The sequence below is a fragment of the Ochrobactrum chromiisoli genome (genome assembly GCF_026241335.1).
Classification (GTDB): Bacteria; Pseudomonadota; Alphaproteobacteria; order Rhizobiales; family Rhizobiaceae; genus Brucella; species Brucella chromiisoli.
This window is the reverse complement of the sequence record NZ_JAPHAV010000012.1, coordinates 78,261-98,641: the sequence shown is the minus strand read 5'-3', so window position 1 is coordinate 98,641 and position 20,381 is coordinate 78,261. Positions and strand designations below refer to the sequence as shown.

The following is a 20,381-nucleotide window of genomic DNA, read 5'->3' as shown; positions in this document are numbered from 1 at the left end:
GGAGAATTCCATGAACAAGATCGACATACGGGCCAAGACGCCCTCACTCGAAGAGATGAACCTCATCAAGAAGTTTCTCGACGACACCACGCTGTTCCTCGGACCCGATCCGGAGATCATGCAGAACCACGACCTGATGCCGCGCACCGCGCAGGAAAATGAGGCCATCGCAAAGGTCTCCGACAGCCACATCGTCGCAAAGATCCGCGACCGCATCCAGTCTGGCTGCGATGAAGGCTATGAGATGGTTGAGCAGATGGGGGCGGCCCCCGGCGCCAAGTGGGGTGACGTCATCACCGGTGTCTATTCTGCGTCCGGGGACCTTGCCATCGCCTCGGCGGGCGGCGTGCTGATCTTCTCGGCGCTCGTTCACCACCCGATCAAGTTCATTATCAAGAACTGGATGAACGATCCAACGGTGGGAGTGAAAGAGGGCGACGGCTTCATCCACAACGACAGCCGTTATGGCAATGTCCACAACACCGACCAGTCGATGATCCTGCCGATCTTCCATAAGGGCAAGCTGGTCTGCTGGGTCGCGTCGACTGTGCACGAAGGCGAAAACGGCGCCATCGAACCGGGGGGCATGCCTTCTATGGCTGAAAGCCCGTCCGACGAGGGGCTGAAGATGTCACCTTTCAAGGTGGTCGAAAACTATCAGATCAAGCGTGACATTCTCACCTTCTTACAAAATTCGGTACGTGAACCAAAGCTGCAATATGAGGACATGAAGGTGAAGCTCTTCGCCTGTCTGCGCATCAAGCAGCGCCTTGAAGAGACGCTCAACTCCGACGGGCCGGAAGCGCTGGTCTCGACCCTGCGTCTGACGATGGAAAATGTTCGCGCCGAAGTAAAACGCCGCATTTCCGAATGGCCGGACATGACGGTGAGAACCTATATCATCCAGGATTCGACACTGCGTGAAAACTGCGTGGTCAAGATCAATTGCAAGCTGACCAAGACCGGCGACCGGCTGATCTTCGACTTCCGGGGATCGTCGCCGGAATTCACCAACCGCGCTACGAACACCATCGTCGCCGGGCTGAAGGGCATGCTGGCGCAGGTCTTCCTGTGCTACGTCTGGCCCGACTTGCCGCGCGGGCAGGCGGCTTTCGCGCCAATTGAGGTCATCACCGACCCGCATTCGATCGTCAATTGCTCCTATGACGCGCCAAATTCACAGTCGCTGATGTCGATCTTCACCGGCTTCACCGCTGGCCAGCATGCGGTGGCGAAGTTTCTGTATTCCTGCCCGGCGAAGTACACCAAGGTTCACGCCCCGACCTTCAACATGATCAATACCTTCATCTGGGGCGGGGTTAGCCAGCACGGCGAAACGCTCGGCAATCTCTGCGCTGATCTGAACGGCATGGGCGGCGGCGCGCGGGTGGACCGTGACGGCGAGCACGCGTTGGCGCCGATCTTTGCCACCATGGCCGATATCGGCGAACAGGAGCTGAACGAGGAGGAAGTGCCCTTCCTCCAGCTGGTTTCCAAGAAGATGACGCGTGACGCCATCGCGCCCGGCAAATATCGCGGCGGCCAGGGTTACACGATGATGGTTGCCACCAAAGACAGCGAGCAGTGGGGCTTCATGACTACCGCTGAGGGCGCCAAGATCCCGCCGCTTCAGGGTCTGTTCGGTGGTTATGCCTGCGGCACCTATCCGCTGTGCAAAGTGCAGGATGTTGACGTTTACGACGTGCTGCTGAACGAGCCGGAGAAGTTCCGTCATTCGATTGAGGAGATCATGAACGAGCGGCCCTTCGACGGGGCGAAATATACCACTCATCATATGGGTATGGGCTTCGACATCTCGAAGCGGGGCGAGCTTTACATGATCAGTCAGGGCGCGGGTGCAGGCTATGGCGACTTGCTTGAACGCGATCCGGTCGGCGTCATCCGCGATATCGAGGAAGGTCTCATGTCGCCGGAGGTGGCCGCCCGGATCTACAAGGTAGTCTTTGATCCGGTGACGCTGGCTATTGATTTTGATGCAACGGAGAAAGCGCGAGCCGACGAGCGTAAGGCGCGCATCGCCCGCTCTGTACCGTATTCGGAGTTCGTCAAGGGGTGGAACAAGCCGAAGCCGCCAGCCCATCTCCAGTATTTCGGTTGCTGGGGCGATGACGTTGGCACGCTCTATATGGGCTCTCCAGAAAAGACCCGGCGCGGTGATGAGCCGAGGCCGAACTATATGACACATCCTAAGGATGTGCGCATTGCCGAGCTTGAGTCGCGTTTGGCCGCCCTTGGCGCGATGGGGGGCGAAAAGCAATGAGCACAAGCCTTGCGGATATGCTGCCCGGAGGACCGGGCGCAAACCGTCTGCGGGTCTGGCTGGAGTCGTCGGGCTATGCCCGGCGGCTCCTTCTGGGTCCTGAGGGAGATCCTTGGGCGGAAGGGGCGGCGAAATATCTCTCCTTTTTTTCACAGGCGCGTGGCCTTTTGCGTGATGATGTCGCCGTTGTTCCCGTCGGCGATCTTTACCGGTCATGGATTGCGCGTCATCCGGGGCTGGCCATGGAGATGGCCGCCAAGAAGCGCGCAACCTTTCCGCTCCGCCGCATGTTGGAGGAGGAGGGGCCGCGCAAGCTTCTGGATGAGGTGGCGGAGGCGGTGGCGGCCAATCTTCAGGGACAGGTTCCCATGGTTCTCGCCATGCCGTCGCCTGCTGTCTGGCTCGACGAGGCGCAGCGCATGGTTGGGCGTGAACCCGAAGAGCGCGACGATGACGCAGTAGAGGATGCTGCGATGTATATCGCCGATTTCGTCCGCTGCGTTGCCGCGCGGCCGGTTGGTGGCCTGCTGATCGAGGAGGCCGAAACAGAGCCCGGTCCGGCGGATCGCTATGCGCCGGTGTTCAATGCCGCCCGCCACTATCGTTGGGCCGTGGTTGGGCGCGGCGTTCGTCCGGGGCAGGAACCCCTGTTCGATGCGGTGATCGGCGGCGGCGATGGAGTGCAAGGTCAGGACGTCAGTGATCCGCTCTTTGCCGGTGGTGATCTGCCGGAAGGTGGCGCTACGCAATTCCGCTATGCCCGTATTCCGCCCTGCCATCCGCCAGAAGCCGTGCTCGACGCGCTGGTGCGGATGCGCGCCTGACGTTTCCTCAAGCGTCACACGCATAGGAAAGCCGGGGCCGCAAGGTCCCGGCTTTCCTGTGTTTGCACCGGCTTGTCAGTCGACGATGGTTGCTTGAGTGGCGGCGCGAAGCTCAGCCTCGCTGATGCCATCTGCAAGCTCGACGATCTTCAAGCCGCCTTCGACCACGTCGAGCACGCCGAGATTGGTGATGATCCGGTCCACGACCTGTGTGCCTGTAAGCGGCAGAGTGCACGCCTTCAGGACCTTGGGTTCGCCTTCCTTGTTGGCGTGATCCATCAGCACGACCACGCGACCGACACCGGCGACGAGATCCATCGCCCCGCCCATGCCTTTGGCAAGCTTGCCGGGGATCATCCAGTTGGCGAGGTCGCCGGTTTCGCTGACCTCCATTGCCCCGAGGACCGCCATGGCGATCTTGCCGCCGCGGATCATGGCAAAGGATGTGGCTGAATCGAAATAGGCCGTGTTCGGCATTTCCGAAACCGTCTGCTTGCCTGCATTGATGAGATCGGCATCCTCCTCGCCCGCATAGGGGAAAGGTCCGATGCCAAGCATTCCATTTTCCGATTGCAGCGTCACCGAGACGCCTTCGGGAATGAAGTTCGGCACCAAGGTCGGAATGCCGATGCCGAGATTGACATAGGTCCCATCGACAAGTTCGAGCGCGGCGCGTGCCGCCATCTGATTGCGGTCCCAGGCCATCAAGCATCCTCCCTCTGACGAACCGTGCGTTTTTCAATGCGCTTTTCGTGTCCCCCCTGAATGAGGCGGTGCACATAAACGCCGGGCAAATGGATGTAATCGGGATTAAGGCTGCCGGTCGGCACGATTTCCTCGACCTCCATCACGCATACCTTGCCGCACATCGCCGCTGGTGCATTGAAATTGCGCGCTGTCTTGCGGAATATGGCGTTTCCGGCTTCATCCGCTTTCCAGGCTTTGACGATGGCGAGATCGGCGACCAAACCCCGTTCCAGAATATAGGTCTCACCGTCGAATTGCTTGTGCTCCTTGCCTTCGGCGATCACTGTGCCGACGCCGGTTTTCGTGTAGAAGCCGGGAATACCGGCACCGCCAGCGCGCATGCGCTCGGCCAGCGTTCCCTGTGGGTTGAACTCAATTTCCAGTTCGCCAGCGAGATATTGCCGCATGAATTCGGCGTTCTCGCCCACGTAGGAGGCAATCATCCGGCGGATCTGCCGGGTGTCGAGCAGCTTGCCAAGACCGAAATGATCAACCCCACAATTATTGGAGGCAACAATGATGTCCTTCACGCCGCTTTCGACCAGCGCATCAATGAGATTTTCCGGAATGCCGCACAGGCCGAAGCCGCCTGCCGCAATGGTCATGCCGTCGAACAGGAGCCCATCAAGCGCCTGCTTTGCCGAGCCATAGATTTTTCTCCCGCTTGCGGGTTGTGTCATGTCTTTCTCCTCTCTTTCATACGATCCGCCGCACCCGGAAACCCTGCCTCGCGGCGACGATTGGCAACGGTCCGGCGTGAAATGCGAATGCCCCTGGCGTCGAGAGCCTCAGTTATGTCGGTGTCTGTCAGCGGCCTGTCCTTTGGTTCCGTCGCAATGAGCTGTGCGATCAATGTCGCGATCGCCGGGCCGGGCACACCTCCACCATCGGGGCGCGCCGTGCCGCCGCGCGCGAAGAGGGCCGAGAGCGGCAAAACCCGCACGGGTGTCTCGACCGTCAGGCCGGTTCGGATCCGGCTGACGGTTGTTTCGTGACAGCCGATGGCTGCGGCCACCTCACCATTGGTCAGTGGCTGAAGCCTCGCTGGGCCGTGTTCGAGGAAGTCTTGCTGGACGTCGATGACAAAGGCTGCGACCTCCAGGATCATGTGATTGCGGCGTTCCACGGTGCGTTCCAGCCAGCGCGCCTGTGCAAGTGCGTGTGATCCACGCTGCCCGGCCTCAGGGTCGACCGTGATTTTCGGCAGGCTCTCGCGGTTGAGCGTGACCTGCCACCCACCGCTCTTGTCGCGTTTTATCAAGAGGTCCGGCGGGCGGCGAAAATCCGATGGCGTTTCGAAGCGTGCGCCCGGCTTGGGGTCGAGGCGGCGCAGCTTGGTAACCATCGCGCCGAGCTGCTCGGCATTCACGCCGCACTGATCGGCAAGCGCTGCCATGTCGCCGCGCGCCAGCAGCGGAAGATGGGCGAGAAGTCTTCGCATCGGTTCGGTCAACGCACCCTGATCGGCGATTTGCAGGCCGAGGCATTCGCTGAGAGAGCGGGCGAAGAGCCCGGCCGGCTCCATCTCCTGAAGACGCGCCAGCACTTGCGCGGCCTCGGCAGGGGAGCAGATGGCACGTGCTGCTATGGCCCCTACCTCCATGCCAAGCCAGCCGCTTGGCTCCAGTGCCTCGGCGAAGGTGAGGGCGATGGTGCGTTCCCGCGGGGTACGGAACAGAAGCCCGATCTGGGTGGTGACGTGGCCATAGAGGCTGGCAGCTGGCGTAGCCACCCGTTCGCTTTCCCCTTCCGCCGCGCTGAACGGGGAGGGACGCCAGCGCGGCGGACCGCTGCCGGTCTTCGGCGCGGGAAAGGGGAATTCTATCCGCAGGCAGGGATTGGTCGCCGCCTCCTGGGCCAAGGCGCCAGCAAGTTCCGCATTGTCCATCTGGAGCATAATCATGGCACGCTGCATGACCTGCGTCATGCGCAACGAAGCGGTTTGCCTCAAGGCTATTGCGTTTATGCCGCGCATCCCTCAGATCCGCGCCGGCATTTCGCCGAGCATGCGCGGCTGGATTATGAAGGCGTCCGAGACAAGGCCGGGTCGGGGTGTGAGCGGCATGCGTTCGCCAAGCCAGATGCGCGTCGGTAATCCCACGACGGTGGCTCGGCGAAGCGCCTCGCGGTCGCCGGGCAGGGCTGCCAGCCGCGCGCGGATGTCCGCCTCGACGTGAGCGTCAAGGTCCTCACCGATGAAAACCAGCCTGCCTCGCTGATCTGTCAAAGCACCGGATTGGGGCCAGGCGCTGAGCCGCACTGGCGCATAGGCGGCCTCATCGACACATTGTACCGCAACGGGTTGATCGAGACCGGCGACGCAGACGAGGCCCTTCACCCTGAGCAGCCGTCCAGCCCAGCGCGAGAGGATTTCACCCATTGTCACCGCAAAGCCACGCCACCCGACCGCTTCGTCCAGTGTAACGACAAAGCTCGAGACCTTGCCGGAGTGCGGCTCGCAGTGGAAGACGCTCTTGACCGCATTGCGCTGGCCGGAAAGCCAACCGGTTACGGCGGTGGGTGTCTGGCCGGAAACATAAAGTCCGCCTCCAAAAAGAACCTCTGGACTGGCCTCGCCATGATGGAGCGCAAAGCGTTGTGCCGTTGGGTTCAGCGCTTCAAGTTCCCGCTCCAGCGCGGTTCGCTCGGCGCGGCTGGCGAGATCGCATTTCGACAGCAACAGCCGGTCGGCAAGACTGACCTGCACCCGTGCCTCCCGGTGGCGGGCAATTTGCGCGCGGGCGCGCTCTGCATCAACGACGGTCAGCACGCCATCACAACGAAAGCGGGCGGAGACCAGCCGGTCCTCCATCAGTGCGCGCACTACAGGGGCTGGATCGGCAAGGCCGGTGGTTTCAATCAGCACCCGGCTCACCGGCGCGATCTCGCGTCGTGACATGCGCTCATGCAGCCGCATTAGGGCTCCCATCAAATCGCCCTGAACGGTGCAGCAGAGGCAGCCGGATTCGAGAATGACCAATGTGTCGTCCACGCGCTCGACGAGATGGTGATCGATGCCGACATCCCCGAACTCATTGATGAATATGGCGACGCCCGCCATATCCGGGCGCGCCGTGAGCGCATTGAGCAGGGTCGTCTTGCCGGAACCGAGAAAGCCCGTAAGAATCGTCACCGGCACCCGGCCACAGGCATTCTCACCGGAGAAATCGCTTTTTTTGTCCATTATTGTCAGTCCTCCCGAATGAGAGAGAAGCAGGATTCTTGCCACGTTGCGCGCAGCGGAAAGGTTGAGGCAGGAACAAGGGCTTAGCGAGAACATCGCTGACAGGCCGCATTTCAGAACCGTCCGGAAATCGGACGGTTGGCGTTCGGTGTGCGGCCAGTGGCCGGTGTGATGGCGCCGGGTGGGGGGCAAAGGCCGCAAAAAATGAATGCAATAAGCGCTTTTTTGATGTTAACCTCTCACATCGGCGGCGTCATGGCTTGGGAGAGCAGGCGGCTGGGGACCACTGTTCCAGGGAAGGAACGGTGGTTTTTGAGTGCTCTGGGGCCGCTGTAAATGGGAGGAATAACGACGATGACCGGCCAAGGTTCGCATCGGACATTTTCACGTCCGGAAAATGACGGCAAGATCATGTCTTCCTGGGAGCGTTTCATGGGCGGGCAGGACCCAGCCTCGGATGCGCTTAGAAGGCTGATCGACGACTCCTGGCGGCGCTGCCATGGCATTGTCGATCCTGGGCGTTCGCATGCGCCTGATCCAGTGGTCGAAGAGACGCTGCACGGTATACTCGGCGATAACCGCGACCTTGTCAAAGCCAGCACCCCGGTCATGGCGTCCGCACGCGACTTTCTGTTTGAAACCGGCACGGTCATGGTGCTGACTGATGCGGAAGGGGTGGTTCTGAGTGTGGAGGGCGATCCCATCTTGCGCGATCCGGCGGAGCGCATTCGTCTTATGCCGGGCGCGAACTGGAGCGAGGCTGTCTGTGGCACCAACGCCATTGGCACAGCGTTGCAGATCGGCCAGCCGATCCAGATTCATTCGGCGGAGCATTATTGTTCCGGAATCAAGCGTTGGTCCTGCTCGGCGAGCGTTATCCGCGATCCGGTGAGCGGTGCGATACTTGGGGCGATCGATATTTCTGGCCTGAGCGAGAGCTACAGCCGCCACACTCTTGCGCTGGCTGTGGCCGCTTCCGGGCGGATTGAGAACCGCTTGGGGCAGCGGGAGATGAAGCTGCGCTATCGGCTTCTCGATCATTGTCTTGAGCGGCTGCGCGCGCCAAGTGGCGATGGTCTGATTGTCTTCGACCGCTCTGGTCGGGCGATTAAAACCAATGATCGGGCCGCCTCGCTGATGGCAGAACTGGCCAAGGGGCGGGGCAGTCCCACGAGCGCGATCCGCGATCTGACGCTGCCTTGGCGCGAGGGGCGCGTGGCACCCGAAAATATGCCAGACTGGATCGATCACGACTGGATCGAACCGGTGCTGCTGGAAGGAGAGCGGTTGGGGGCGGTGCTGGTTCTGCCAGGTCGCAGCGCCGTCGTGCGCCGCGCGGACCTGCGGGCCTTGCCACGTGGCGCTCCGGCTTGTGCCGATCCCTTCGACCGTCTGATCGGCCATTCGACGTCCCATCTGGAGGCGGTGCGGCGGGCCCGCCTGTTGGCCAAGAGTTCAGTGCCGGTTCTCCTGCTTGGTGAAACCGGTGTCGGCAAGGATGCCTTCGCGCAGGCTCTGCATGCCGATGGCGCACAAGGATCTGGCCCCTTTGTCGCCATCAATTGTGGTGGCTTCTCCCGTGAACTTCTGACCAGTGAGCTGTTCGGCTATGCCGAGGGTGCCTTCACCGGCGCACGGCGCGGCGGCATGACGGGTAAGATCGAAGCCGCTGACGGCGGTACGTTATTCCTCGACGAGATCGGCGAGATGCCACTTGATCTCCAGCCGCATCTTTTGCGCGTGCTCGAAGCCGGAGAGGTTTACCGCATCGGCGAAAACCATCCGCGCAAGGTCAAGCTGCGGCTGATTGCGGCCACCAATCGCGATTTGAGGGCGGAGGTTGAGGCAGGCCGTTTTCGCGCCGACCTTTTCTACCGGATTGCCGTAACGACGTTGCGGCTGCCTTCCCTGCGCGATCGGGTGGGTGACCTTTCTGCGCTGGCGGAGTATCTCCTTGCCGAAATCGCACGCCGATACGAGATCCCGGTGCCAGGTATAGAGCCGAAGGTTCTGGAAGCCTTCCATCGTCATGATTGGCCGGGCAATATCCGCGAGTTGCGCAACGTGCTCGAAGGCATGCTGCTCGAAAGCGGTGGCGCGAGCCTTGCAGCCGATCACCTGCCACCGGAGCTTGCTGGCGCGAACCGGCAGGACATTGCCATTGGCTCACCAATTGCGGCCATAGGAACGCTGGTTCGTGCCGAAAGCGAGGCCATCCTTGCCGCCATCCGTCGCCACCAAGGCAACTTGACCTCCGCCGCGCGTGACCTCGGCATCGCCAAGAGCACGCTTTATGTCCGGATTGAGCGGCTCGGCCTGAAGGGAAGTGTTGATCTGATGCGCGGTTAATCGCGAGGAGCCGTTCTGCATGGTTCGAGCTAAGGGCGGGGTAATCCTATCCATGCCTTGTTTCATTCGATGCGCTGGGGTTGTGGCCGAGCAAGTTTAATCATCCGGTTGAGAAAGCGGGCACCGATCTTTGTTTCTGCCTTCTCGCTATCAAAAACTTACGTTTTGCAGCAGTTTCTAGGCCGCGTGGACAATTATATTTTCATCATATCCCTTCAGGATGTGGCGGATTTTGCCCCTGAACGTGAATGCAACACAAATGATAGAAACTTCAAATCCACCACATTAGAGTGTGCTGCGCCTAATCCTACCCCATAGACTCGCTCTATCTTCTTGTTTTTACGCATGTCGTTCTCGGATCGTAGCGGGAATAGAAATCAGTCCGTTGGACTGATTTCCAAGCGAAGGCGGTTCCCACTTTTGTGTGACATGCTTTAGAGCTCCAATTCTCAGTTTTGGGCAGTCATTATCTAGTGCTCGGGCCAATCAGACTTAAGTGCAACTCCAAGGGCATTTCTTAAGGACGCAATCGATTTTTTAAGGTGTAATTGCTGCCTTGGTTTGTCTTTTTTCAGCTTCTATCCATTGTTTTCATTATCTTTTTTAAAGTGCCTTCAAATAGGTATGGTCATTTCGCTTTATTTGATTTGTCCGTTTCGGTCGTACGATACAAAAAAAAGCCCGCTAAGCGGGCTTTGGTTGGTTTTGCGTGCTGATGCTTATTACGATTGGATCATGGCTGCCTGAATCTTGCTGATATCGATCCGAGAATAATAACTGGCCACTCGATTGCTCTTGTCAAACAGCGGCTTCACATTGAGGTCCGCAAGGCGCTTTTTCATTCCGGCTCGATTTGCCCCGATTTCATCACAAAAATCGACAAGAGAGATGAACCGTGTCTTGAAATCCATAATGGAATTTTCGCTGATCAAGCGGGCTCTTTTTGCCGAGCGTTCGTACTTCGTCTCGGTGATGTATCCCTGTTTGATTAGCTCAATCAGGGTTGGGTCAGATGTTCCGAGTAATCCAAGTGCGTCCTGGAACGTGATGAATTTTTCGTCGCTGTCCACATGCTGCTGAAGAGCGATCAGGCGCACTTCATCTTTATTGATACGCAATCGTTCGACCAGCCCTTCATTGCCCGCAATAACCCGCGAGGCGACAGTCGCGTCGAGTAGCAATTTCAAGATATCATTCAGCGGAAAGGAATATCCCTGCGCGAAATCCTGCGGCGAGATCCATGCCTCGTCGCTCTCCTCCATCCGCTCGGCATGGGAAAGCAATCTGGCCTGCAGATCATTCAGGTCCATCCGTTGGATACGAATATAATCCCGGCGCTCTTCTCGTCCTTCAACCTGCGGAAGAAGCCCGGACTTTACAAGCAGACGAAGCTTATCTTCGCTGATACCGAGAACCTGGACGGCCTCCTTACTGGTGATGGTTTCGAGTGCGTTCTCGAAAATTGGACGGGCCCTCTCAGCATCAAAATAGATAGCCGAGTCATGCAGGTTGATGCGGTTGGTTAGCCCATGCGAAGCAAGCAGCGTCTTAATGCGCTTTTTATGAATGCCGAAGTCCGTGTGCGCAGAATTCACGCAATAGACATAGCGGTGCTCCACGGGATTGATAAAGGTCATGCCCGGACCAAACGGCATGTTCTTCTCCGCAGTCTCCTGGAACATAGACACAAGAGGCTGGTATGCTGGCTTCAGTTTATTGCGGCGGAGCCAGTCGACAAGCGGACCGAAGAACTGCTCGACGAAACGCACCATCGGCCTTTTCTGCTCGATGGTTTCAATAATAACGCGCTCCAGTTCTGCTTGCCCTTTGCAGAGTAGCCTAAATCCCCATTCACGCTGGTCTGTCGCCTCGTCCTGAAAGTCGGTCAGCTTATGAATCGCGATGAATTTACCCAAGTACCCTGAAAGCTCAGCGACGATATGGACATCCAATGTGTCGACCAGGTCGTCGGCTTTGGCAGGTTTGGAAATGCGGTCGCGCAGAAACCGATCCAGCAAGGGTGCCGAGCTCCGCACATCATCATGCGCCTGATCGCGGATTGTCTGGACATTTTGCTCGACGAACGTAGCAAAGTCGTCGCGCTGGTCAAAAGAGGTTACGAGGTGCTCGACCAACTTACGCCCATGCTCTGGACAACCTTCGATACCGCGACAACTCCACCACGAGCGTGCATAGGGCTTGGCGATGGAGCGACCTGGTTGCCGATCAATGTCGTCAAGGACGCAATGCGGACAGTATCGGAGCATCTTTCCCGGACGCATCTCTTTATTGAAAATAGCGCGGCCAAGCTTCCAGTTGGAACCTGGATGCTGATGGACGATGCTTGCGTTCGATAGGCGTTCAATGAAAATCCCTGAAAGCTCCGAGATTTCCGCAAGCGCGTCATGATCTCCATGAACGATAGCTTCTCGGCTCGTGTGTGTGAAACCGAGCAATGATTGCAAGGAATCATAGCTATTCGCGCGCGCCAGACGCGACACGAGGCTGATCGGACTTTCGTCTTCATGGAAGGGCAGGGTAACCGGCAATGTCATTTCTTGGTCCTTCCTTTTTTCTTGGGTTCGTTAGATGCAGACAGATCGGCGAGCACATGTTCAGGCGAGATTTCTGACCAACGTGGGGCTGAGAAGATATTGTGTTCGGGCAGGCAACCGCTCGATTCTTGATAGACGAATGCAAACGCACGATTTTCGAGCACCGTCCTGTCGTTTTTCACGGTCAGGACGCAAGCGGCACGGATGGTTTCAACAATCTTGCCTAGGCCGCCTTGAGCCGAGTGACACAGCCGTCCCATAAAGTCTGCTTCTCGCAGTTCATCTGCAATCTTCAGGCCACAGATCTGTTCGGCAATTTTGGTCATGGCATCGTTGATGAACTGCTGATCATCAGTAGGGCTCTGCTCAACATAGCGAATGACCTTGCTACGGTTCGCGAGCTGGAGATCATTTGTCAGCAATTTGGCAAGATCCGGCACACCCGAAAAGATCGTATGCAAAGGCCAGTCAGGAATCTGCATAAGGCTCTTCAGCCCGTCCTGGACTTCGGTAATCACCTTCTGACTATCGTGACGAATGAGGTGTTGAGCCTCATCGACGTGCAGATAGAGAATACCTCTCGCTTTCAACTGTGTTTTCACAGCCGAAAACAGCTGGGTCTCAGTCTGCTTGGAGTTTGCTGGAAGCCCCATCGCGGACAACAGTGTGATTGCAAACCCCTTCATGGTTGATGAGCTTGATGCCTCGATACTGAGAAAAGGCGTGATGGTTTCGCCAAACTCATTTTCTCGCGGCTGAAACTCTGCGATGTGACCACAGTGGTGTTTCAATGAATGGGATTTGCCGCTCCCGGATTCACCAATTACAAATAATGCAGTCTGCCGAGAACCGCCGCCACCGTTCAGGTGATCATCAACGTTATCAACCATTCCTTGCAGCATATTGCGCAATTTTCTGTCGCGCGGACTTTCGAGATACGTGCCGTAGATATGTCTTTTGAGTTCTTTCAATTCGTCAGTGTTCATTGGTCCCGCCCTTCTCAAAATTCGTCGTAATAGCCGCTCCTTGAAACAGAGGTTTTTGTTTGAAGGTCGGTATCTGTATTGTTCGCTCTGGTTTCCAGCTGCTCGCTTTTCGCAGCCCGTTTTGCAGCTGCGATCTCTTTCTTCTGGACTGTTTGGTACTCGACAAATGCCGATTCATCCGCGAGCTTCAGATCCCCCGGAAGAGAAGCGAGCGCTTCTAGTCCCTGCATCTGGTCGTCCGGCTTTGCGATCCAACTGCCGCACAGTTCGGCTTCGAGTCTTGCCAGTGCATTGCTATCCAATGACCGTGCACCCAGCTTGGCCCTGATCATCGCGGCGTCACCGGAGGTCCGCAATTTATTGATCGCCCGGTACATAGCGGCGAGACCAGACTCGCTTTCCTTGGCATTAGCCAGACGAAGCTGCTGCCGTGCTACGATCCATTCCTCAAGCGAAACGTTGTCATCCAGACCAATCTGGTTTTCGACTGAGAACCAGCCCTTATCCTTGCCTGCATAGACGGCAATGGACCGCAGATTCGCTGGATCGTACTTGATCTCAAAATCCGTCTGACCATGTTTCAGGCGTAGGTGCGTTAACTCATCGTTCGAATAAGGAATGCCCATGAAAGACACGCCATAGGACGAAATCCGTCGCGAAACCTTCTCCCCGAAGATGTGAAGCATTTCTTCTTCGTCGGGCGCAACGTCGATTGGATATCGGGATGTGGCCTTCACCCAAGCATTGTGTGGTGTACCATCTGCGAGCCCTGCATGCTTCTTGTTGTGATAGATATCGCAGATCGCGAACAGGAAGAATTTGATCAGCTCATCACTCTGCAGGCTTAGGCGCTCCTCTGGATTGTAGTCTCCTTTCTCCTGAATAGAACCGAAGGTTCGGCCATCAAAATGATGCGCCACCATTGGACCAATGGTTTTGAAAAGCCGTTCGATAAATGGTCTGGCTTGTGGTTCACCCGCTGGTGGACGGGTAAACGCAATGCGTGCATTCCTCAAAACTTCCTGGGTCCGCTGACTGACGAACTCCTTGCCGTTATCGCAATAGATCTGGCGAGGACGAAGGCGCCCAATCCAGGGCGTTTCGCAACCCAACGCAGTGGAAATATGCGTTTTGTCGGACATGATCATTCTGATTGCTTCGACGGCATTGGCCGCATTCGGATTGGTGCTCGCCTTAAAAGCCAACACATAGCGAGTGGACACGTCGATGGCGGCAGCGAACCAAATGCGAGTGCTTCCGATCTGATTACGGTAGCTTTCTGGTAACAGGGACCACATCCCCGTTTCCACGAACAAGGACATCAATTCCACATTCCAGAAGTCCATCTCGATGCGGTCACCCGGCACCTCGAAGTGGAAGCTTCGCTTTACGGAAGAAAGTCGTCTCTTGGCGTAAGCCTCCCCGTGTCGTCCAGCGACCTTCGCGTACTCATCAAAACCATCAATGATGCTCTCGAATTTTGTGCGCGAAACTTTTTTGAGCTGAGAATCCGGTGATGAATTCATCTCAAAAAGCTTGGCCAGATAATCCTGATAAACCTGTGCCTTCGATTTCTTCCTGTTATCCATGTACCGAAGAGCTTCGCTATGAGCGAAAGCAATCGATTCCGGATCAGCGGAACGATAATAGATTCCAGGACCATGGTGACGTTGAACCAATCCGAGGACGTCGCCTCCGCATCCGTGATACTTGGTGTAATCCCTCCAGAAAGTCTTGACCGATGGGGCGCGATAGAACGTGAGCTCCATCGGCCTGTCTGCGCGACTGGCGCTTGGGAGAAGGCTTGCCTGGATATCGGTGTGCCAAGTATTCAGAAGACGCTGGAGCTTCTCATTATTCCAACGTTTCCGCCCATATTCCGGGAATTCCGCGTCATAACGGTTGATCAGCTTTTCACGAACGAGAGCCAGCTTCTGAACCTTCTCAGGGAAATCAGAGAACTTTTTATCGCCGAAGATAATGCGTAGCTTCTGTTGCTCAGGTTCCTGATATCCATACCGAACCGAGGCGCGACCGGCAGAAATTTCATTATAGAGCTCCTGATGGCCGACAACGACTTCGTGACTGTCGTCGTCCCTCTTGATGTGCCATCCCTCGTTGCCTCTGCAAACTGGAATCCAATGGGCGTTCTTATAGCTAAGCCTGTCGACCTTGCGCATGTTCACCAAAGAGCGCTGGAATGTGGCTGGCTGTGCAAAATAGCTGTTCATGTTAACCTCCTTTTTGAACGTAGCTGTATTGGTCGTCGTCTAGCGAACCACAGTCATCCAACTGAGTTCGTTGATCTGTCCCGGATTCACGGGCCTGATAATTTCGTGGTCGATAAGCGACCAAGCCGCAGTCCAGCGACTTGAACGGCTCGTGCAGTTCTTGAACAATTGCCCAAACCGGAAGTGGCCTGGGCAGTCCTTGATCTCATTGGCCAGAGCCAGATACTCGCTCTCATTGTAATGAGAACGGGCGCGTAGGATGTTCATGGCGTTCAGAAATGCATCGATGTTAGCCTCGACTTCGGTGAGAAGTCTTAGCTTGATGTCGGGGTGTCGAGCTTCAATCTCCCCCAGTGTCCCGATGCATTCCAAGCCTTCCTGTTGAATGCGGTCCAGCACATCTTGCATGGCCGCCTTTTTCTTGAACGGCTTAACTGCAATGGCCAGTTGCACTCCGCTTTTCAGCACCACGTAATAGTCAAAGATATGCTTTCGTCGGACGCCATCGGCGTCGACGTAGCCCATTACAGGGTACTGTGAATGAAGTTCCTGAACGTCTCGCCGCGCCTGAATTAATGTCGAAACCCGGTGCTCAAGTTCACTTTCATGGAAGACAACTGTAACGTCATGAACGGTGGAACCACGAGCGGTTTTGGCATTCTTCTGCTGAGGCTGACGGGTTGCAAATCCAGGGCAGGGTTCTTTCCAAAACTTGATGGAAGAGTCGCCACTTTCGGATGAGGCCGCCTTATATTTCCAAGCCCCCGACCTTGGTCAGGCCGTGACAATCTTGGTCAATGAGCTGCAGCAGATCACGTGAAGCGTCAGCTTCGGCGATGAAACCGAGACCAGCACGTTGAAGACTGATGTTTCGAGATACTTGACGAGAAAAATTCATAGCTGTCCCCTGAAAGCTTTTGGTGGCCAGAATGGCCGAAAGTCTGTCAAATGGGGAACACAAGGATAAGCCGATGCAATTGCGCAACGGGTATTAAACCGACGCCAATACTAGGCCTTGCTTGTGCTCCACTGGGTAGTCGGTTTGCGTATCATGGTGATATTATCCTTTTGCTTGAGCGTTTAAGCTCAGGGCGCTGCATATGGCAGCATTTCAATTTGATTGCAATATCTAAATTTGAGTTAACCATAAAAAAATCGGAGCGTTATTATCTTCGAGATTCACGACAGAAGTTGCAACCGGCATAAGGAGCAGTCTTAGCTCTCGTGTGCGCTGAACGTTAACTTTCAGGAGTTGAGTATGAAGATCACGCTGTATGGCATCGCCTTGATGGCAACACTGGGTGTCGGTGTTTCGTTCGCCAATGAGCCACCTAGCCGTGAGGAGGCTTTCCGTCTCTCAAATCAGGTTCGCAAATGTTTTAGGATGCCTCTCAACCAGTCTGGAGACGCTGTTATAGAATTCCGCCTTCACAAAAACGGAAAATGCCAGCCATATCAGACCTTGATTGTCGGTAAGGTGAGAGTTCCGTTTATTTTCAAATCCGCCGCACCGATCATCGACAAGCCAAAAGCTCAGTAAGCGATATGGATCCAATCGAGCAAACCTGATATTTGCACGCCATGATTAGAAGCGTTTGCATGTTGATCGTCGGTTTCGGAGCACTCATCCAAGGCATTCTTCGTCTTGGAAAACCAGCTCAGACGGTTGAAAAATCTGGATGGCTTTATCAGCAGTTCGAGACCAGGGGATAGCCGTTGGCATGATCGCGTTGGGCGCAGTGGCGCTGCTCATCGGAGCTGTTATGTTCAATAACACGTGGGTTCGCGCGATCAGGGCCCGTAAGCACCTATAGCCGTTTCAACATAAATTTCATGCAGCCTTTCGGTTTTCGCTTATTCGTTGAAACTCCGCCAGTATCTCCGGATAGTATTGGGCAAGTTGCCGGACAACACGGACGTTCTCTAGCAATCGACCGACGTATCCGGTGGCAATAACTAGATCGATGTTATCTTTGCCGTAGTCTTCTTCGGCAATCTTGAACTCCTTTTCCAAGTTTGCCGTCTCGCTTTCCATTCTGGAAATCTGCTCAAGTGTTAGCCCCTTAGCGGCTTTTTTGGGGGCGATCAGCATGCTCTCGGGTGTCGATAGCACAAGCGAATTCGCGTAGCTTTGGCTATAATTGTTCATCGCAATCATAAGTTCGGCGACTTCAATTTGCCTCATTGGTTTCAGCTTTTTAATTTGAGACATCGAATTCAACGGTACGTGTCTGTCTTTTAGCAGCTCGGCAGCCTCTGGACAGATGCCGTCAAGCAATCGTTTTTTAGCCCTGATGCTGTTGATGTTAACGTTCAGTGCTCGAGCCAAGCGTTCCTCTGAAACACCTTTTTCGATAGCCTTCATAATCATTTTATGTTCTTGGATCGTCGCCAACCTGCTGATCCTTTTGTTGTAAGTGAAGGCTTCGTCTTCGGTTGCAACAAGGCATACGACCTCGGTATCGCCCCTCTTGCGCAAAACATCCAAACGCAAATGACCGTCTAAAAGATGAAATTGGGTAGCATTCTGCTTGTCTCTAACGAGGACCGGCGGTTCTATAAGGCCGATTTCCGCTATGGAAGCCGCTATTTGAGCGTACTTGGAAGACCGTAACGCGGCTGGCGTCATAGGCCTCAAGGGAAGAATGGAATCCAGAGAAATGCGAAGGCTGGTGGTTTCGAAAGCAAGTGATACGGGGCCATCTTTTCTGCTATTTGACATGAATGTTCTCCAGATTTAGAGCTTTCGAGCCAAAACTTCAGGAACGGTTGTCAATCCTTCCTCTTCCAAGATTGGCTTCAACCGATTGTCGAGAAGAAGCGTTCTCAGGGCTGCAATTATGAATGCTAGTCTGCTTTTGGCGGCATTGGCCCTCTTAATCAGCATTTTCTTTTTTGTCGTATCGGCTTCGAATGCCTTGAGAATAGCTTCAGATGACATTGGTCGAGCTCGACTGTCATAGACCTTTAGGCCCTTACCTCGCAATCGACGCATTTCGACAATTCTCTTGGCCTGTATTAGCTTGCGTCCACGTAGAAGGTTGCTTTCGTACGCGGTCTGTAAGGCAGATTGAATCTCGTGGTCTTGCGCACCAGCAATTTCCAATGCAATGGAGAATGGAATCTGTCCACAATCGACAGCTTTGAGAAGCCGTTCTTCCCCTTTTTCGATAAGACTTATAATTGCATAAATGTATTCGGACGTGAGGCCCGTCATTCGTGCAATCTTCGGAACAGAATGACCGCGCCGATTCATACCTGCGATATCGTTCAATAAATCGACTGCCCGAAGTTTACGCCGTGCACAGTTCTCGACTAGGCTTGCGATGTAACAGTCTTCGGTTCTTGCGTTGACGACAAGTGCTGGAACTTCGGCTTGGCCAAGCGCTATAAAGGCCTCAATACGGCCTTGACCACAAACTAGATCGTAGCAGGGTCCTTCAGACGTCATACGACGCGCGACAGTAATGGGCCTTTTCAAACCGATCTGGCCGATATTGTCGATGATTTCTCGAAACTGTTTTCGATTTCGACTGCGGGCGTTAATGACCGTGATACTGGAAATGGGTATCATCTCGATCTTCTGGGCAGGTGTAGCAGACATCATGCAACCTCCGAAATTGAAACACGAGCAGCCAAAGAATAAAAATTGTCTAGTGATTCAGTGCGGAATGCGTCGAAATATAAACCGTTCTCTTCACAAAGACGCACCACGGCTTGCTCAATCGTCATCGTTGGCAATAGATAGTAATCGTGAGCGGCGGAGTTCGATTGGTTCATACGAACAACGAGCGAAAAATCTGGGCGAATTTCTGTGTCGAGCCGGACTTTCCATCGAAGGTGGCCGTTGGGCGTCGTTAGACATCGCGCGATTATAACTGAGACTGTAAACTCAGCATTGATAGTGAGCAGATCTGTTTCTGGATCCTGGTTTACACTCCCACCGGCAACCTGAAGGCCGAGGATGAGCTCGCCTATGAGATCGCGATGTGTGCGGCGCAAAGCCTTATTAATTTCAATGAAACTGTAATCTTTGTCCGGCGCAAACCCTACTAATGTATAGGCTCGAAGCAGACTACCGAAGCGATAAGTAAAGGCGCTACTTGAAGGACATTCTTCCGCTTCATCTATTATCAAGCCAGAAAGATAGCCCGTATCGCGAAACACCTTTGCCAGTTTCTCCAACATTGCCTCGTCGCTCAATCGCGCAGAACGCTCGAGAATAATTTTCGTAGCTTTCTGGAAAAGTTCTTCGGTTACAATTGGTTCGAAGACGCCGTTGGCTCGAATCCATTCTTCCGGGGGATTGCGAGCATGTTTGGATTTTAGTTTGAAAGACGTCTTCGCCCAAACATTGTTGCCGATGTATTTTTCGTTAATAAGTACCTGATGAACGGTACCGCGCGTCCATTGCCGATTTAAATCGGTCAGGACGCGCATCTCGTTCAATTGCTGGGCTATTTCGGCTTCCGTGCGTTTCTGATTAACAAACTGATCGTAGATCTCCGTCACGAGTTTCCGTTCCTCGGCGGGGCCGGGAACGAGAATGACCCGGTCAGTCGCGATGCTCTTCTGCTGACCTGGCAAAAGTTCGCTTTTCTGATTGCCGTGCTGATCGATTAACATGCGTCGCAGACCGTAACCGGCAGCGCCACCTTGTCGAAAGCCTAATCGGATTAGCCGCACTTGCCCATTATAAACTTTGACGGAAAGATCACGACTGTACTCGCCAGCCATGGCTCGTTTTAGTGTTTTAACGATGGAAGAGCCCATACTGCCGTCATTCGAAAACTGCTCTGCGCAATAATGCACCGAGACACCGGCACGTTTGCATTTCAGCTCAATTTCCGCAGCTTCGTCAGGATCTTGAAATCGTCCGAGGCGGCTAACGTCGTATACGAGGAGAGCCTTGTAATTAACGTGATTGACTTCAATGTCGAAAAGTAAACCCGTTAATGCGTCACGTCCTCGGAGACTGAGGCCGCTCTTACCTTCGTCAGCATAGAGTTGAACAATTTCATAATTGTGCTTCTCGGCATAGGATTGAATTACGGCAAGCTGATTGTCGGTTGAATAGCGCTGATGATCTGTAGACATACGAACATAGGCTGCCGCCGACACGGGAGGCATTAAGATGGGACCTGTTTGGTGACTCCAATCAATAATCATCGTCTTTCTTGGCGGAAAAGCTGATTAAAGGATTAATATACACCATAAGGGTAAG

At 55.1% G+C, this 20,381-nt stretch carries 16 protein-coding genes; 4 read left to right on the top strand and 12 right to left on the bottom strand.

From position 1 onward, the window contains the following. Nucleotides 1-10 precede the first annotated feature (10 nt). Together OPR82_RS18030 and OPR82_RS18025 are read left to right on the top strand one after the other, a co-directional pair. Nucleotides 11-2,281, top strand: coding sequence for a hydantoinase B/oxoprolinase family protein (locus OPR82_RS18030; protein ID WP_265986279.1), 2,271 nt, complete (start codon nucleotides 11-13; stop codon nucleotides 2,279-2,281). After that, complete coding sequence (locus OPR82_RS18025) at nucleotides 2,278-3,105, top strand: hypothetical protein (RefSeq protein ID WP_265986278.1); 828 nt, start codon at nucleotides 2,278-2,280, stop codon at nucleotides 3,103-3,105. The genes OPR82_RS18030 and OPR82_RS18025 overlap by 4 nt, the downstream gene beginning before the upstream one ends. A 75-nt stretch (nucleotides 3,106-3,180) precedes the next feature. Here OPR82_RS18025 and OPR82_RS18020 read toward each other — a convergent pair whose 3' ends face one another. From OPR82_RS18020 to OPR82_RS18005, 4 genes are read right to left on the bottom strand one after another with little or no spacing between them, the layout of a single operon-like run. Then, entirely contained in the window at nucleotides 3,181-3,810 is a 630-nt protein-coding gene (locus tag OPR82_RS18020; RefSeq protein ID WP_265986277.1) for a 3-oxoacid CoA-transferase subunit B, read from the bottom strand. Then, nucleotides 3,810-4,532 carry a CoA transferase subunit A gene (locus OPR82_RS18015; RefSeq protein WP_265986276.1) on the bottom strand — a complete coding sequence of 241 codons (723 nt, stop codon included), beginning with the start codon at nucleotides 4,530-4,532 and terminating at the stop codon, nucleotides 3,810-3,812. The genes OPR82_RS18020 and OPR82_RS18015 overlap by 1 nt, the downstream gene beginning before the upstream one ends. Next, entirely contained in the window at nucleotides 4,529-5,827 is a 1,299-nt protein-coding gene (locus tag OPR82_RS18010; protein WP_265986275.1) for an RNA polymerase factor sigma-54, read from the bottom strand. Before OPR82_RS18010 ends, OPR82_RS18015 begins: the two co-directional genes overlap by 4 nt. Before the next feature lie 3 nt (nucleotides 5,828-5,830). Further along, on the bottom strand, nucleotides 5,831-7,036 hold the full coding sequence (locus tag OPR82_RS18005; RefSeq protein WP_265986274.1) for a CobW family GTP-binding protein: 1,206 nt from the start codon (nucleotides 7,034-7,036) through the stop codon (nucleotides 5,831-5,833). Nucleotides 7,037-7,390: 354 nt separating this feature from the next. Here OPR82_RS18005 and OPR82_RS18000 point away from each other — a divergent pair, with 354 nt between their 5' ends. Continuing rightward, nucleotides 7,391-9,385 carry a sigma-54-dependent Fis family transcriptional regulator gene (locus OPR82_RS18000; protein WP_265986273.1) on the top strand — a complete coding sequence of 665 codons (1,995 nt, stop codon included), beginning with the start codon at nucleotides 7,391-7,393 and terminating at the stop codon, nucleotides 9,383-9,385. A 722-nt stretch (nucleotides 9,386-10,107) separates the two neighbouring features. Here OPR82_RS18000 and OPR82_RS17995 read toward each other — a convergent pair. The 5 genes from OPR82_RS17995 to OPR82_RS17975 form a co-directional block, all read right to left on the bottom strand. Then, nucleotides 10,108-11,940 (bottom strand): TniQ family protein, encoded by a 1,833-nt coding sequence (locus OPR82_RS17995; RefSeq protein ID WP_265986272.1) that lies wholly within the window; start codon nucleotides 11,938-11,940, stop codon nucleotides 10,108-10,110. Continuing rightward, the gene (locus tag OPR82_RS17990) at nucleotides 11,937-12,926 is read right to left on the bottom strand and encodes an ATP-binding protein (protein WP_265986270.1); all 990 of its coding nucleotides are present in this window, start codon (nucleotides 12,924-12,926) and stop codon (nucleotides 11,937-11,939) included. Before OPR82_RS17990 ends, OPR82_RS17995 begins: the two co-directional genes overlap by 4 nt. Before the next feature lie 14 nt (nucleotides 12,927-12,940). Beyond that, nucleotides 12,941-15,157: a DDE-type integrase/transposase/recombinase gene (locus OPR82_RS17985; RefSeq protein ID WP_265986269.1), complete on the bottom strand. Its 2,217-nt coding sequence runs from the start codon at nucleotides 15,155-15,157 to the stop codon at nucleotides 12,941-12,943. Nucleotides 15,158-15,196: 39 nt separating this feature from the next. Beyond that, complete coding sequence (locus OPR82_RS17980; protein WP_183514703.1) at nucleotides 15,197-15,682, bottom strand: hypothetical protein; 486 nt, start codon at nucleotides 15,680-15,682, stop codon at nucleotides 15,197-15,199. A gap of 223 nt (nucleotides 15,683-15,905) precedes the next feature. Then, complete coding sequence (locus tag OPR82_RS17975) at nucleotides 15,906-16,055, bottom strand: hypothetical protein (RefSeq protein ID WP_265986267.1); 150 nt, start codon at nucleotides 16,053-16,055, stop codon at nucleotides 15,906-15,908. A gap of 360 nt (nucleotides 16,056-16,415) precedes the next feature. Here OPR82_RS17975 and OPR82_RS17970 point away from each other — a divergent pair, with 360 nt between their 5' ends. Next, the gene (locus OPR82_RS17970; RefSeq protein WP_265986266.1) at nucleotides 16,416-16,697 is read left to right on the top strand and encodes a hypothetical protein; all 282 of its coding nucleotides are present in this window, start codon (nucleotides 16,416-16,418) and stop codon (nucleotides 16,695-16,697) included. Nucleotides 16,698-16,988: 291 nt separating this feature from the next. Here OPR82_RS17970 and OPR82_RS17965 read toward each other — a convergent pair whose 3' ends face one another. The 3 genes from OPR82_RS17965 to OPR82_RS17955 are packed head-to-tail and all read right to left on the bottom strand — an operon-like array spanning nucleotide 16,989 to nucleotide 20,326. Then, the gene (locus tag OPR82_RS17965) at nucleotides 16,989-17,879 is read right to left on the bottom strand and encodes a plasmid partitioning protein RepB C-terminal domain-containing protein (RefSeq protein WP_265986265.1); all 891 of its coding nucleotides are present in this window, start codon (nucleotides 17,877-17,879) and stop codon (nucleotides 16,989-16,991) included. 15 nt (nucleotides 17,880-17,894) lie between these two features. After that, nucleotides 17,895-18,764, bottom strand: coding sequence for a ParB/RepB/Spo0J family partition protein (locus OPR82_RS17960; protein ID WP_265986264.1), 870 nt, complete (start codon nucleotides 18,762-18,764; stop codon nucleotides 17,895-17,897). After that, nucleotides 18,761-20,326: a recombinase family protein gene (locus tag OPR82_RS17955; protein ID WP_265986263.1), complete on the bottom strand. Its 1,566-nt coding sequence runs from the start codon at nucleotides 20,324-20,326 to the stop codon at nucleotides 18,761-18,763. Before OPR82_RS17955 ends, OPR82_RS17960 begins: the two co-directional genes overlap by 4 nt. Between the last annotated feature and the right edge of the window lie 55 nt (nucleotides 20,327-20,381).

Excerpts from the sequence above, each read along its gene's own strand:
- OPR82_RS17965 (WP_265986265.1), bottom strand. The coding sequence starts at position 17,879 with ATGTCAAATAGCAGAAAAGATGGCCCCGTATCACTTGCTTTCGAAACC.
- OPR82_RS18020 (WP_265986277.1), bottom strand. The coding sequence starts at position 3,810 with ATGGCCTGGGACCGCAATCAGATGGCGGCACGCGCCGCGCTCGAACTT.
- OPR82_RS17975 (WP_265986267.1), bottom strand. The coding sequence starts at position 16,055 with ATGAATTTTTCTCGTCAAGTATCTCGAAACATCAGTCTTCAACGTGCT.
- OPR82_RS17990 (WP_265986270.1), bottom strand. The coding sequence starts at position 12,926 with ATGAACACTGACGAATTGAAAGAACTCAAAAGACATATCTACGGCACG.
- OPR82_RS18005 (WP_265986274.1), bottom strand. The coding sequence starts at position 7,036 with ATGGACAAAAAAAGCGATTTCTCCGGTGAGAATGCCTGTGGCCGGGTG.
- OPR82_RS17985 (WP_265986269.1), bottom strand. The coding sequence starts at position 15,157 with ATGAACAGCTATTTTGCACAGCCAGCCACATTCCAGCGCTCTTTGGTG.
- OPR82_RS18000 (WP_265986273.1), top strand. The coding sequence starts at position 7,391 with ATGACCGGCCAAGGTTCGCATCGGACATTTTCACGTCCGGAAAATGAC.
- OPR82_RS17995 (WP_265986272.1), bottom strand. The coding sequence starts at position 11,940 with ATGACATTGCCGGTTACCCTGCCCTTCCATGAAGACGAAAGTCCGATC.
- OPR82_RS18010 (WP_265986275.1), bottom strand. The coding sequence starts at position 5,827 with ATGCGCGGCATAAACGCAATAGCCTTGAGGCAAACCGCTTCGTTGCGC.
- OPR82_RS18030 (WP_265986279.1), top strand. The coding sequence starts at position 11 with ATGAACAAGATCGACATACGGGCCAAGACGCCCTCACTCGAAGAGATG.
- OPR82_RS17970 (WP_265986266.1), top strand. The coding sequence starts at position 16,416 with ATGAAGATCACGCTGTATGGCATCGCCTTGATGGCAACACTGGGTGTC.
- OPR82_RS17955 (WP_265986263.1), bottom strand. The coding sequence starts at position 20,326 with ATGATTATTGATTGGAGTCACCAAACAGGTCCCATCTTAATGCCTCCC.
- OPR82_RS18015 (WP_265986276.1), bottom strand. The coding sequence starts at position 4,532 with ATGACACAACCCGCAAGCGGGAGAAAAATCTATGGCTCGGCAAAGCAG.
- OPR82_RS17980 (WP_183514703.1), bottom strand. The coding sequence starts at position 15,682 with ATGGGCTACGTCGACGCCGATGGCGTCCGACGAAAGCATATCTTTGAC.
- OPR82_RS18025 (WP_265986278.1), top strand. The coding sequence starts at position 2,278 with ATGAGCACAAGCCTTGCGGATATGCTGCCCGGAGGACCGGGCGCAAAC.
- OPR82_RS17960 (WP_265986264.1), bottom strand. The coding sequence starts at position 18,764 with ATGATGTCTGCTACACCTGCCCAGAAGATCGAGATGATACCCATTTCC.